General features: G+C 74.8%; 15 protein-coding genes. 9 read left to right on the top strand and 6 right to left on the bottom strand.

From position 1 onward, the window contains the following. Nucleotides 1-267: 267 nt before the first annotated feature. Nucleotides 268-1,458, bottom strand: a complete 1,191-nt coding sequence (locus tag ABD223_RS10975) for a hypothetical protein (RefSeq protein WP_344036382.1) — start codon at nt 1,456-1,458, stop codon at nt 268-270. Between the two features lie 402 nt (nt 1,459-1,860). Here ABD223_RS10975 and ABD223_RS10970 point away from each other — a divergent pair, with 402 nt between their 5' ends. Beyond that, a complete protein-coding gene (locus ABD223_RS10970) occupies nt 1,861-2,925 on the top strand; it encodes an adenosine deaminase (RefSeq protein ID WP_344035962.1) in 1,065 nt (354 codons plus the stop codon). 39 nt (nt 2,926-2,964) lie between these two features. Here the strand turns inward: ABD223_RS10970 and ABD223_RS10965 are convergent, their stop codons facing one another. From ABD223_RS10965 to ABD223_RS10945, 5 genes are all read right to left on the bottom strand, one after another. Continuing rightward, entirely contained in the window at nt 2,965-4,176 is a 1,212-nt protein-coding gene (locus ABD223_RS10965) for a primosomal protein (protein WP_344035961.1), read from the bottom strand. 65 nt (nt 4,177-4,241) lie between these two features. After that, complete coding sequence (locus tag ABD223_RS10960; RefSeq protein ID WP_344035960.1) at nt 4,242-4,721, bottom strand: hypothetical protein; 480 nt, start codon at nt 4,719-4,721, stop codon at nt 4,242-4,244. Further along, nucleotides 4,718-5,092, bottom strand: a complete 375-nt coding sequence (locus tag ABD223_RS10955; protein WP_344035959.1) for a YbaB/EbfC family nucleoid-associated protein — start codon at nt 5,090-5,092, stop codon at nt 4,718-4,720. Before ABD223_RS10955 ends, ABD223_RS10960 begins: the two co-directional genes overlap by 4 nt. A gap of 4 nt (nt 5,093-5,096) precedes the next feature. After that, nucleotides 5,097-6,257, bottom strand: a complete 1,161-nt coding sequence (locus tag ABD223_RS10950) for a C40 family peptidase (protein WP_344035958.1) — start codon at nt 6,255-6,257, stop codon at nt 5,097-5,099. A 1-nt stretch (nt 6,258) separates the two neighbouring features. Next, entirely contained in the window at nt 6,259-6,582 is a 324-nt protein-coding gene (locus ABD223_RS10945; protein ID WP_344035957.1) for a type VII secretion target, read from the bottom strand. Between the two features lie 130 nt (nt 6,583-6,712). Between ABD223_RS10945 and ABD223_RS10940 the strand changes: the two genes are divergently transcribed. The 8 genes from ABD223_RS10940 to ABD223_RS10905 all read left to right on the top strand — a co-directional run bounded on the left by ABD223_RS10940 (nt 6,713) and on the right by ABD223_RS10905 (nt 12,555). Next, the gene (locus ABD223_RS10940; RefSeq protein ID WP_344035956.1) at nt 6,713-7,279 is read left to right on the top strand and encodes an SMI1/KNR4 family protein; all 567 of its coding nucleotides are present in this window, start codon (nt 6,713-6,715) and stop codon (nt 7,277-7,279) included. 117 nt (nt 7,280-7,396) lie between these two features. After that, nucleotides 7,397-7,741: an SRPBCC family protein gene (locus ABD223_RS10935; RefSeq protein WP_344035955.1), complete on the top strand. Its 345-nt coding sequence runs from the start codon at nt 7,397-7,399 to the stop codon at nt 7,739-7,741. Between the two features lie 59 nt (nt 7,742-7,800). Next, a complete protein-coding gene (locus ABD223_RS10930) occupies nt 7,801-8,322 on the top strand; it encodes an RNA polymerase sigma factor (protein WP_344035954.1) in 522 nt (173 codons plus the stop codon). Next, complete coding sequence (locus ABD223_RS10925; protein ID WP_344035953.1) at nt 8,319-9,089, top strand: zf-HC2 domain-containing protein; 771 nt, start codon at nt 8,319-8,321, stop codon at nt 9,087-9,089. The genes ABD223_RS10930 and ABD223_RS10925 overlap by 4 nt, the downstream gene beginning before the upstream one ends. Nucleotides 9,090-9,103: 14 nt before the next feature. Then, entirely contained in the window at nt 9,104-9,889 is a 786-nt protein-coding gene (locus tag ABD223_RS10920) for an ABC transporter ATP-binding protein (protein ID WP_344036381.1), read from the top strand. After that, entirely contained in the window at nt 9,886-11,220 is a 1,335-nt protein-coding gene (locus ABD223_RS10915; RefSeq protein ID WP_344035952.1) for a hypothetical protein, read from the top strand. Before ABD223_RS10920 ends, ABD223_RS10915 begins: the two co-directional genes overlap by 4 nt. Then, the gene (locus tag ABD223_RS10910; protein WP_344035950.1) at nt 11,217-11,783 is read left to right on the top strand and encodes a hypothetical protein; all 567 of its coding nucleotides are present in this window, start codon (nt 11,217-11,219) and stop codon (nt 11,781-11,783) included. The genes ABD223_RS10915 and ABD223_RS10910 overlap by 4 nt, the downstream gene beginning before the upstream one ends. Nucleotides 11,784-12,129: 346 nt before the next feature. After that, a complete protein-coding gene (locus ABD223_RS10905) occupies nt 12,130-12,555 on the top strand; it encodes a transposase (protein WP_344035949.1) in 426 nt (141 codons plus the stop codon). Nucleotides 12,556-12,691: the final 136 nt, after the last annotated feature.

The following is a 12,691-nucleotide window of genomic DNA, read 5'->3' as shown; positions in this document are numbered from 1 at the left end:
CCACGAGCGGCTCCAGCTTTGACAAGCCGCCCGCCTCGCGTAGCCGGTCCCTTCCCGTCGGCGTGTCCTCCACTCAGACACCGCGTGTCGTCCACTCAGACATCGCGAGTCCTCCGGTCGGACACCGCGAGTCGTACGTTCCGGTCGGGCGTGTCGTACGTTCGGGTCCACCGTGTCGAACGCTCAGGACCGGTGAGTTCTACGTTCAGGTGCTGTTCAGCAGGAAGACCCGACCGCGATGTGCGGTCGGGCCTCTTTGGTTGGTGCTCAGGCGCCTTCGGCGGCCAGGTCGTCGTCGTCCACGTTGCGGTTGTCCGTCTTCGGGCCGTTCTTGCGGGTGCGGCGCTGGGGGCGCGGGAGGGCCGTGGGCGGCGGGGGCGGGGTGGGGCTGCCGCCGCCGAGGATGAGTTCGGCGAAGGTTGCCATGGCCTCGTCCAGTTGGCCGCCGATGCGGAGTTCGGATTCCTGGTTGCTCTTGCGGACCAGGGAGGCCAGGGTGTCGGCGTCCGGGCGGGAGGACAGGGTGTTGTCGACCTTGTTGATGCCCTGCTCGACCACGCCGGAGAGTTCGGCCAGGCGGGAGGCGAAGTCGTCCTCCACGGAGTCCAGGCGCGTGGTCATGGTGTCGAGGCGCGAGGTGACCTGCTCCAGGCGCTGGGCCAGGGCTTCGAGGCGGTCGGTGGCGTCGACCTGGTCGCGGGTCTCGTCGAGGGCGGTGTGCAGCGACTCGCGGGTCTCGTCGACCTTGCCGGTGATGGTGCTGCGGGTGTCGGCGAGGGCGCCGTGGAGGCTGTCGCGCGTTTCGGTGAGCTGGGCGTGCAGGCCGTCGCGGGTGGTGTTGAGGTTGTCCCTGGACTCGTCGAGGCGGCCGTGGAGGGCGTTGGTCGAGTCGGTGACGGAGCGCTGGAGCGCTTCGCGGGTGCCGTCGAGGTGCTCGTGCACGCCCTCGTCCACCTCGTCGAGGCGGCTGCGGAGGGCCGCCTCCAGGACCTCCATGCGCTCGCGCAGGGGCGCGGTGACCGCGCCGGGGACCTGGTCGACCTTGTTGTCCTGCTTGTCGAGGTGAACTTCCAGGTCGTCGATGCGCTTGTGGATGTGGGAGAGCTTGTCCTCCAGGCCGTCCATGCGGCCCGCCACGCCCTCGAAGCGGCCGGTCACGCCGTCGAGCCGGCCGTCGAGCTGGGCGAACGGCTTGGCGAGCTTGTCGACCAGGCCGTCGACCGCCCTGCCGATGCCCTGCACCGCGTTGTCCTGGGCCTCCAGCCTGGCCAGCGCCTCGTCCAGCCGCTCGGCCAGCACGCTGACCTCGGTCCGGTCGGGCAGCTCGGACAGGCGCTTGCGAACGGAACCCAGCGATTCGAGCGGGGACATCCGTGCGTGGATCTCGTCCAGTGCGTCGAAGATCTGCTGCTGTTCGCTCTCACGGATCTCCGCGGCGCGCGTGAGCATGTTGCGCATCCGATCGAAGGACATCGTGGAGTTGTTGTTCTCGTTCACGGCTCGGTGCCTTCGTCCAGGGGAGGGGAGACCTCCGGGAGCCTAACCAGGTTGGGCCGGCGGTTTGTACCAGCCCCTGCGGGGCACCGCCTCGGGTGTACTCCGTTCGAGTTACTTTGGGTGACCCTGTTCCAGGGTAACCGTGAACGGGCCCGGGGTGGCCGATGGTGATCATCCACCGTGTGAGTGACCTGAGTCGGAGTCGTGGTAGCGCAAAGTTCTGAATCACGACTGCACAACGGCGAGCGGAAGGCCCGAACGAGTGGTTCTGCGCACACTCGACGAACGTTCCGCGCAGTCTAGCGGAACATGATCGTTCCTGCGTCGACCGGCCCGGCGTGTCGGCGGTATACGGTGGCGGCCATGCCGACCCCGCTTTCCCAGGAGGCCCTGCGCGGCGCGCCCAAGGTGCTGCTGCACGACCACCTCGACGGTGGCCTCCGACCCCAGACGGTGATCGAGCTCGCCGAAGCCTGCGGCCACCAGGGGCTGCCCACGACCGACCCCGTCACCCTGGGCAACTGGTTCCGCGACAACGCCGACTCCGGCTCGCTGGTCCGCTACCTGGAGGGCTTCGCCCACACCTGCGGCGTCATGCAGGACGAGGCGGCGCTGGTGCGGGTGGCCTCCGAGGCCGTCCAGGACCTGGCGGCCGACGGCGTCGTGTACGCCGAGATCCGCTACGCCCCCGAGCTGTTCACCGAGCGCGGCCTCGCCCTGGAGCAGGCCGTGGAGGCGGTGCAGGAGGGGTTCCGGCAGGGCGTGGCCGCCTCGGGCGACCGGATCCGGGTCGGCGCGCTGCTGTGCGCCATGCGCCAGAACGACGGCTGGCAGCGCATCGCCGACCTGGTCGTGCGCTACCGGGACGCGGGCGTGGTCGGCTTCGACATCGCCGGTCCCGAGGCCGGCTTCCCGCCGAGCCGCGAGCTGTCCGCGTTCGAGTACCTGCGGCAGCAGAACGCCCACTTCACCATCCACGCGGCCGAGGCGGCGGGCGTCGAGTCGGCGTGGGAGGCCGTGCAGCTGGCGGGCGCGGAACGCCTCGGTCACGGCGTGCGGCTGGCCGAGGACATCGACGGCGACCGGGTGGGCCCGCTGGCCGCGTACGTGCGGGACCGCCGGATCGCGCTGGAGATGTGCCCCACGTCGAACGTGCAGACCGGCGCGGTCGCCTCGCTGGCCGAGCACCCGGTCAAGCGGATGCACGAGCTGGGCTTCCGGGTCACCCTCAACACCGACAACCGGCTGATGAGCGGCGTCTCGATGACCAGCGAGTTCGCCACCGCCGTCGAGCACTTCGGCTTCGACTGGGGCGACCTGCGCACGTTCACCGCCAACGCCGCGAAGGCCGCGTTCCTGACGCACGACGAGCGCCGCGCCCTGATCCAGGACGTGGTCGAGCCCGCGTACGCGGCCCTGGAGAAGTGAAAGAAGGGGGCGGCCCGACCGGACCGCCCCCTTCCCGGGTCAGTGGATCCTGAGCCGGTCCTCGAACTGCGCCACGAGGGTGCGCCAGGCGACGACCTCGTCGTCGAACGGCGCGCTCGGCGCCAGCCGCGTCGGGTCCGGCTTGAGCACGTAGTTCACCAGCCACCCGAGCCGCTCGGAGCCGTTGAGCCGCACCTTCACCTCGTCGTCACCGGACCACTCGCCCGCGTCCTCCAGCAGCTCCACCGCGAGGTCGAGCTGCGTCGGGTCCACGGCGTCCGGCCCCTCGGAGATGTCCTCGTCCAGGCCCGCGAACACGTAGACGTTGTCCGGGTCGACCTCGACCTCCAGGTCGCCGCCGGTGGCCTTGGTGACCAGCTCGCCCCACGTCGACACCTCGACGAGGTCGTTCTCGTCGGCCTCGACGATGAACCGGGCCAGCGCGCGCGGCGAGCCGAACACGTCGATCTTGCCCTTGCGGCCGAGGAACACCGGCTGGTCGTCCAGGTAGCAGCGGAGCGTGTAGTACTCGCCCGCACCGGTGATGATCTTGATCGGGTCGATGCCGATCTCGCCCCAGAACCCGATCGGCTCCTCGCCGTCGGCCTCCTCGTCGTCGTCGGCGGCGCTCACCGCGGCGGCGTTGGCCTCCTCGAACGCGGCCAGCTCCTCCTGCGCCGCCGCCAGCGCGGCCTCGTCGACCTCGGGCGCGGTCACGACCTCGTCGATCGCGTCCAGCACCTCGTCCCACTTCTCCGCCACGACCCGCGCCAGCTCGGTCCACAGCGCCTGGCCCTCGCGCCCGGTGAACGGCAGCGTGCCCTGCGGCAGCAGGGCGAAGCCCTCCGCCGAGTCCAGGACCTCGTGCACCTTCTCCAGGTCGCACACGTCCGCCAGCGACCGCACGATCGAGACCACGTCGGCCAGCTCGCCGATCACCCAGGTGTCGGGCTCCTCGGCGACCAGCTCCGGCACGCCGACCAGGTCGAACTGGTGGTTGTCGTCGGGCGACAGCTCACCGACCGCCAGCGCGGGCACCACGTGCCACGCCGGGTGGTCGGTCAGGTCGTGCTCCTCGGCCTTGCGCACGAACGCCGCGAGGTGCGCGGCGTCGGGGAAGGCGTACAGGTCCTCCTCGTGACCGAGGAATGCCTCCCACTCCTCGCCCTCTTCCCGCCAGCGCGGTGCCCACAGGGTGACGACATCCCCCTGGGTGAGCCCCAGCTCGATCGGGACGATGTCCTGTGCCATCCGACCTCCCGGTCACGCCATGCCCCTTTGCGATGCGGGGGCAAGAGTACGGGGTCGATCACGGGCTACCGCCGTTGACCACGGAACGGGTCGGCGAAGTAGTCGTCGTCATCGTCGAAATCGGTCGGCGCGGGGCGCTGCGCGGGGCGTCGCGCGGGCTGCCGGGACGCCCACGGCGGGGTGCCGGGCGGCGGTGGCGGGGTGGTGGGAGCAGGTGGCGGGGCCTCGTGCGGGACGCGCAGCGGTGGTGGGCCGGCGAACGCCTCGACCGCCATGGCCATGCCGTCGCCCAGCGCCTTGGCCAGCTCGTTGTAGCCGCGCTGCACCGCCACCCCGGCCGCGAGCCGGGCGGTCTCCACGGCCAGCCGGCCGATCGCGTCCGGTCCCCGCGCCAGCGCGTCGGGGTGCAGGTCGAGCGACGTCAGCTCACCGGTGGCGGTCGCGGTGGCGCGGGCCAGGCCGGTGGGGTGCTCGGCCGCGCCGACCACGCGGGCCAGCACGTCGGTCAGCTCCTCGGCGGCGGTGAGCCGCTCCTCGCGGCTCACCGCGGGCCCAGCGGGTACGTGCTGCCGAAGTCGTCGTCGTCCGGTCCGCGCTCGAACCCGATCTCGGTCAGCGCCCGCAGCGTCGCCGGGTCGACGACGCGCTCCAGCGAGCGGTGCGCCCGGGCGGCCGCGTCGCGGGACGCCGCCGCGGCCACGCGCACGATCTCGTCCGCCAGCGCCCGCGGGCCCATGGCGAGCGCCGCCGGCGACACCCTGACGTCCTGGGGCGCGCCGCCGGGCGCCGCCACGACCGTGACCGCGCCGTCCGGTGACGACGCCCGCCCGCGCACCGGCCCGGTGCGCGCCAGGTGCTCGCCGACCCGCCGCCCGGTGTCCGCGACCCGCCGGGCCGCCCGTTCCACCTCGTCCACGTCCTCAGCCCGTCGGTCGGTAGAAGCCCATGAAGGCCATGCCGGTGTTGTCGGTGCGGATCGGGTTCACCTGGACCGGGTCGCCCGCCTCCACCATCTGCCCGTTGCCGATCACCATCGCCACGTGCCCGTCCCACACCACCAGGTCGCCGGGCAGCAGCTGGCCCGGCGGCACGGAGGCGCCCATGGCCTGCGACGACGCGGGCCTCGGGATGTCGAACCCCGCGCCCCCGTACGCCCACTGGGTCAGGCCGCTGCAATCCGTGCCTCGGGGAGGGTTCGCGCCGCCCCACACGTACGGGGTGCCGAGCGCGGACAGCGCGTTGCGCACGGCCCGCGCGGCGGTCTCGTTGGGCGCCTCGGCGCTGCTGCCGTCCGGCAGGTTCACGCCCACGCCGGTGCCCGGCTGCGGTGGGACGGCCACCGGGAGGCGCGGGCCGACCGGATCGCCGCCGCCGCCTCCGCCGCTTCCCCCGCTGCTGCCGCCCCCGCCGCTGCTGCCGCCTCCGCCGCCTGAGCCGCCTCCGGAGGCGCCGCCCGAGCCGTTGGAGTTGCCGTTCGCGGACGAGGTCGACGTCGTGCCGCCGCCCGGTTCCGCGCCCAGCGGGTCGCCCAGCCCGTCGAACGAGGGCCGGGCGAGGCCCTGGAGCCGGGTGACCGCGTCGGTCAGCTCGGAGCGGACCCGGTCCAGCTCCCGCCCGGTCCTGCCCTCGTACTCGCGGGCCTTGGCGGTCACCTCCGCCGCGACCGCGAGCACCGCGCCCGCGCCGCCGAACAGCGACGCGGCCACGGCCGCCGCCAGCCGGGGCCACGCCCAGCCGGTGAACTCGTCGACGAGGCCCTGGATCGCGGCCTTGCCGGAGTCCACCGCGGCCACCGCGTCGGTGGCCGCCTGCTGGGCGGTCGTGGCGTTGCGCGCCAACGCGCCCACACCGCCGGAGAACGCGCTCACCCGCTGCTGGAACGCGTTCGCCCGGTCGCCGTACCAGGTCGCCAGGGCCGAGTTCGCGGCGCCGGTGTGCCTGCCGTCGAGCTCGGTCAGGGTCGTCGAGGCCCGCCCGAACGCGTCCGCGGCGCGCGTGGCGCCGCCGGTGTCGCCCTCCAGCTCGGCCAGGTGGTCCTTCATCGGCTTGACCAGCGCCGCCAGGAATCCGCCGACGTCCACGTCAGGCCCGGTACGCGCGGTTGAGGTCGGTGGCGTTCCGCGACTCCTGCTCGGCGTAGGCGAGGCTCGCGCCCCGGGCCGCCCCGGCGAGGCCGGACAGCGCCGCCGCGGCGGCCGCCACCCCGTCCACCTGGGCCTGGGCCGCGCGCTGGAACGCCGCGCCGAGCCCGACCTGGTCGCCGATCCTGCCGAAGCTGCCCGCCGGCAGCGAGGTCGTGCCCGCCAAGGTCGACGTGCCGACCGCGGCCACCTCGTCCGACAACCCGGCCGCCGTGCCGCCGTACGCCGACAGCGCGGCGGTGTCGACGTCGAAACCCCGTTCCAACCCCTGCCCCCTCGTTGCGCTCTCCTCGCGCCGGATCCTGCCCCATCCGTTGGGGCCGCGTGCGGCGTTCCGGCAGATAGTGCCCCGATGGGCGGTACCTGGCACGCCCGTACCAGGTGATCATGGGCACGTGGGTGTCCTGCGCCATTGGGAGCGGATAGTGGCGTGGCTCGACGAGCACGCCCCCTCGACCGCGCGAGCCTTCGTGCCACCGGAGGACGAGTCCGCCGTCGAGGCGCTGGAGGCCGCGACCGGGCTGACCCCGCCCGACGACCTGCGCGCGTGGTGGTCGGTCTGCGGCGGCACGGCCGACCTGGCGTTCGCCGAGGTGCTGCCGCCCTTCTACACGCCGCTGGGCCCGTCCGACGCGCTGCGCTCGTGGCGGCTGAAGGAGCGCTTCTGGCCCGCCGACCCGGCCAGCGAGGCCGGCGCCCCGACCGTCGGCTTCCACCCGCGGTGGCTGCCGATCGCGTTCGACGGGTGCGGTGACGCGCTCGCGCTCGACCTGCGGCCGGGCGTGCTGTCGGGGTGCGTGGTCGAGTGGGACCGCGAGGCGGGCGGCATGGTCAAGCCCGAGTGGACCGGGCTGGGCGAGATGCTGGACCGGATCGCCACGGCCCTGGAGCACCGCTGCCGCCTCGGCCACTGCGAGCCGCTGGTCGGCTCGGACGGCCGGCTGGGGTGGCGCACCGACTAGCTCACCCGGCCTGGTTCACCCGGCGGGGTGACCTCGACGTGCCGGGGACGAGGCGTTGCCCGCGAGGTCCCGGCGGCGCGGCCGTGCGTTCCGGCGGATCGGGGGTACCCGGCGGCCATGACCAGCTACGAGTACCGGGCGACGGTGGACATGGCCGCCGACGAGCTGTTCCAGTTCATGGCGCGCCCGGAGAGCCTGCCCCAGCACCTGCCCGGCCTGGCGGACACGACGCCGGGCGTGGACAGCGGGGGCCGCCGGATCTCCTGGGAGGAGGACGGCTACCGGGGCGAGGTGGTCGTGATCGACGACGGCCCCGGGCGCTGCCAGGTCGCGATCGCGGTGAAGACCGACCGGGAGGGCGACGTCCGGCGCGAGCTGGAGGAGGCGGTGGCCGCGCTGACCCACCGGGCCACCGGCGAGGCCGAGTCGAGTTCCACGGCCGACGAGAACAACTGGTACTGATGTGACGCGCGTCACCCTCTCCTGAGAACCGTTCCGGGCGAGCGGGCGTCTTGCCGGGTGTGAACGAGGAGCAGTTGGTCCGCGCGGTCGCCCGCGGCGACCGCGCGGCCTTCGAGGAGCTCTACCGCCGCACGTCGCCGTGGCTCGCCGTGCGCCTGCGCCGCCGGTGCGCCGACGAGCAGGTCGTCGCCGAGGTGATGCAGGAGACCTACCTCGCGGTGTGGCGGGCGGCCGGGTCGTTCGCGGGCGCCGCGGTCGACGGCACCGCGGTCGGCTGGCTGTGGACGATCGCCGCCCGCAGGCTGGTCGACGCCTTCCGCCGCCGCGCGCACCACACCCGGGCGCTGCCCGAGCCGGAACCCGCGCCCGCCGCCGAGGAGGAGGCGCTGGCCGGCGCGTTGAGCGACCACGTCGGCGGCGCGCTGCGCGACCTCGCGCCCGAGCTGCGGCAGGTGCTCCAGGCGATGGTGCTCGACGGGCTGACCGTCCGCGAGACCGCCGTGCTGCTCGGGGTCCCCGAGGGCACCGTCAAGACCCGCGCCAGGCGGGCGCGGATCGCCATGCGGGAGGCGCTGTCGTGAACGAGCACGCGTCCGTCGAGCTGATCACCCGCTACGCGGCGGGCGAGGACCTGCCCGTCGACCAGGTGTGGGCGGTCGAGGCGCACCTGGAGGGGTGCGAGCTGTGCCGGCTGCGGCTGGCCGACGTGGCCCCGCCGCCGGTCACGGCGCTGACCGCGGCGGTGTGGGCGGGGCTGGAACCCGCCGGGACGCCCGCGCCCGTGCGCCGGAACCGGGCGCCGTGGGCGGCCCCGTCGCTGCTGCCGTGGCTCGCGATGACCGCGTTCGTGGTGTTCGCCGTCCTGTTCGTCGACTTCATCGCGCCCCCCGGCGAGGTGCCGTCCGCGCTGCTGCTCATCGCGCCGGTCCTGCCGGTGCTGGGCGTCGCGGGCGCGTGGACGCGGGCGGTCGACCCCGCCCACGAGCTGGTGGCGTCGACCGCGCGGGCCGGGTTGGAGCTGGTGCTGCGGCGGACGCTGGCCGTGCTCCTCGCGGTGCTGCCCCCGCTGCTCGTCGGCGGGTGGCTGACCGGCGCGTCGCCCGCGTACTGGCTGCTGCCGAGCCTGGCCGTCACCTCGGTGACGCTCGCGCTCGGCAGCGTCCTCGGGGTGCGCCGGGCCGCGGTCGCCACCACCGCCGCGTGGGCGGTGCTGGTGGTCGGCCCGGCGGTGTCGCTCGGCGACGTGCCCGGGGCGCTCGCGCCCGGCGCGGCGCCGGTCTGGGCGGCGGTGCTGGTCGGGGGCGCCGCCGCCGTGGTCTTCAGGTCCGCGTCCTACGCGCGGTTGTGATGGAGGGGAAGATGGTGCGTGCGGTGGGTGCGGCGGAGGTCGCGCCAACGGGGTACGCCTGGCAGGTCCGGGCGGAGGGCTTGCGCGTGCGCGCGGGCCGCCGGGTCGCCGTGGACGGGCTCGACCTGCGGTTGGGTCGCGGCGTCCACGGGCTGCTCGGGCCGAACGGCGCGGGCAAGACCACGCTGATCAGGGCGCTGGCGACGGTGCTGCGGCCCGCGTCGGGGACGCTGGAGGTGTTCGGCCGACCGGTGTCCGGGCAGGTGGACCTGCGGGCGCTGCGGCGTTCCCTGGGCTACCTGCCGCAGGACTTCGGCTACTACAAGCGGTTCACCGTCCGCGAGTTCGTCGAGTACGTGGCGTGGCTCAAGGAGGTGCCCGCGCGGGACGTGCCCGGCGCGGTGCAGCGGGCCGTCGAGCGCGTCGGCCTCGCCGACCGGGCCGACGACCGGCTCAAGTCGCTGTCCGGCGGCATGGTCCGGCGGGCGGGCATCGCGCAGGCGATCGTCAACGACCCGGAGCTGCTGCTGCTCGACGAGCCGACGGCCGGGCTGGACCCCGGCCAGCGGGTGCGGTTCCGGGAGCTGGTGCAGGAACTGGGCGCGGACTCGTGCGTGGTCGTGTCGACGCACCTGGTGGAGGACGTGGCGGCGGCCTGCTCGGACGTCGTGCTGGTGGCCGGGGGCAAGCTCGTGTTCCAGGGCACGCCCGCCGAGCTGGCCGCCGCGGGCGGACCGGACCACGTCGGCGACAGCCCGATCGAGCGCGGGTACTCGGCGCTGCTGGGCGGTGCCTGGTGAGGATCCTGGGCATCGAGCTGCGCCGCACCTCGGCGCCGGTCATGGGCCTGGTCACGGTCGCGGTCCTGCTGTTCATGCTCGACTGGGGGCCGGCGGCGAAGAACAGCACCGCGTGGACCGGCCAGTGGTCGTCGCTGGCCGAGTGGAGCCGGTTCATGCTGCTCTTGGCGTGGCCGCTGGTGATCGGCGGCGGCGCGCTGCTGGGGATGCGGGACCGGCGGTCCGGCGTGGAGGAGCTGTTCGCGTCCACGCCCAGGCCGCGCGCGCAGCGGGTGCTGCGGACGCTGGGCGCGTCGGCCGCTGCGCTGGTCGCCGCGTACGCCGTGGTGGTCGTCGTCGGCGCGGTGCGGATGCGGTCCGACTACTTCCACTGGGGCTGGCTGCCGGTCGTGCTGGTCGGCGTCCTCTCCCTGGTGGCGGCGTCCTGGGTGGGGGTCGGCCTGGGGCGGCTGGCGCCGTGGCCGCTCACCCCGCCGGTGGCGGCGGTGGCCACCTTCGCGCTGATGGCGCTCGCGCAGTCGGCCGAGGGCGGTGGGTACCGGTTCGCGCTGCTGACGCCGGTCGTGCGGTCGCCGGACAGCGTGTTCGAGCACGTCGCGGGCGTGGTCACGACCGGGCAGGCGGTGTGGTTCGCCGGGCTGGCGCTGACCGGGTTCCTGCTGGTCGCGCTGCGGCGGTGGTGGCCCGCGGCGCTGCCGGCGCTGGTGGCGGGCGCGGTGGCGGTGCCGCTGATGCCCGCGACGCCGGCGGGCGCGCTGTCGCCCGACCCGGTGGCCGCCGAGCTGGTGTGCGCGGACGGGCTGTGCCTGACGCGGGCGCACGAGGGCGAGCGGGCGGCGCTGGCGGGCCCGGCGCGCGAGGCGCTGCGGCAGCTGGCGAAGCTGCCGTCGCCGCCGGTGGAGGTGCGCGAGGCGGCGGGCGCGGTGCTCGCCGACGAGCGCGGACCCGACGCGCCGGAGGCGGTGTGGGTGCGCCTGGACGAGTTCACGTACTTCCGGGCCTCCGGTGAGGTGGCGCCCGAGAAGGTGGTCGAGTGGCTGGTCGCGGGCGCCGGGACGCGGTCCTGCGTCGGCGAGTACGTGACGGAGGACATCACGCGGGAGGTCGCGTTCCGCACCGTCGCCGCGGCCTGGGTGACCGGCGAGCTGCGGCCGCTGCCGGTGTACCGGATGTGGATCGGGAGGGAGACCGACGCCGTGGCGGCCACGGCCTGGGAGGTCCTGCGGGCCCTGCCGGAGGCCGAGCAGGCGGCGCGCGTGCAGGCGGCCCGCGAGGTGCAGGCGGCGTGCTCCGGTGACCCGCTGACCGCGCTGACGGGGACGCCGGCATGACCCGCTGGCTCGTCCTCCACGCCCGCTCGCGCCAGGCGCCCGCCTCGCTGGCCACCGCGGTCGCCGGGGTGGGGCTGATCGGCCTGCTCGCCCAGCCGGGCGGCAACCCGAGGCTCGCCGTGCTCGCCGCCGCCATCGGGGTGGCCGCCGTCGCGGTCGGCTTCGGCGGGCACGACCGCGACCTCGACCGCACCGCCGCGTTCGGCTGGCCGCCGCGCCGGGCCGGGCACCTGCTGCTCGGCGCGGCGGTGGTCGCCCTCCTGCTGCTGGCCGTCGGCCGGGTGGCCGACCCCGTGGCGCCGGACGCGGTCGTGCTCCGCGCCGTGGTCGGGCTGGGCGGGCTGGCGGCGCTCGGCGCGTGCCTGTTCGGCTCGCTCGCCGCCTGGTCGCTGCCCGTCGGCTGGGCGGGCGTCACGCTCGTCGTGCCGCCCGGCGACGAGTGGCAGGAGCGCCTGCTCGCCTGGCCGGCGCAGCCCGCGGGCACGCCCTCGGCCACGGTGATCGCGGTCGTCCTCGGCTGCGCCGGCCTGGCGGCCTACGGCGCGTTCGGCTGCCGCCGCTAGACCGCCCGGCGTCGTTCCCGGCCGGTCGCCGGCACCCGCGTCCCCGCGGCCGGCTCGGAGGTCGCGTCGCAGTCGGCGTTCGGCCCGCACGACCAGGTGATCACGGCCCGCCACCGGAGCCGGGGGACCCTGGAGCGGGCCCTCGCCGAGGCCGGCTCCACCGACGTCGGGTGCTGCCGCGGTCCGGGGTCGCCCTCGACGGGTGTCCACCGTGGACGTGCGGGCGCCCATAGGTCCGGGCGAACCGGCGCTACCGCTCGACGCCGACAGCCCGCCGTTCACCGACAGCACGGCGGTCGGGGTCGCCGTGAGCTGTCTCACGTCGCGTGCAGCAGAATGCCCGGCCGTGGAAGACGATCTCGTCGAGCGGTTGGTCCCGCCTCCTCTGTGGAGGGTGGTCGAGCCGAGGATCCCGAGGTGGAAGGCGCGGGAGCAGGGCGGCGGCACGAGCCCGCGCGACGACCGCGCCTCTCTCGCCGCCGTGGTGTTCGTCCTGGTCACGGGATGTGCGTGGAGGCGTCTGCCCCCGGTCTTCGGCGTCTCGAAAGCGACGGCCCACCGCCGGTTCACGCACTGGACGTCTGTCGGCCTGTGGAAGTCGTTCACCGACGTCGCCGCCGCGGACCTGGGCGGGGAGCGCGAGTTCGAGTGGTTCCGCACGATCCTCCACGCGGCGGCCCTCCGCGCCGACGCGGCCGGGCGCGATCGGCCCGGCATGAAGACGATCACGAGTCGTCCGCGCGACACCACGGGAGACAGCCGCCGAAGGTGATCGAATCCCAGGCGCGCGGGTCCGTCCCGGACCGGCGCTCGACGTGTGACACCGGAGAACCGAGGGAGGCGCCGTGCCGGGCGGGGACAAGACCGACGACGACTGAACACCGCGGAGCGGCGCCCGAACCCCCTGG

The organism is Saccharothrix xinjiangensis, assembly GCF_039527585.1.
In the GTDB taxonomy this organism is placed as follows: Bacteria; Actinomycetota; Actinomycetes; order Mycobacteriales; family Pseudonocardiaceae; genus Actinosynnema; species Actinosynnema xinjiangensis.
Note: the sequence above shows the minus strand (reverse complement) of the source record. Positions and strands in the feature narration are given on the sequence as shown.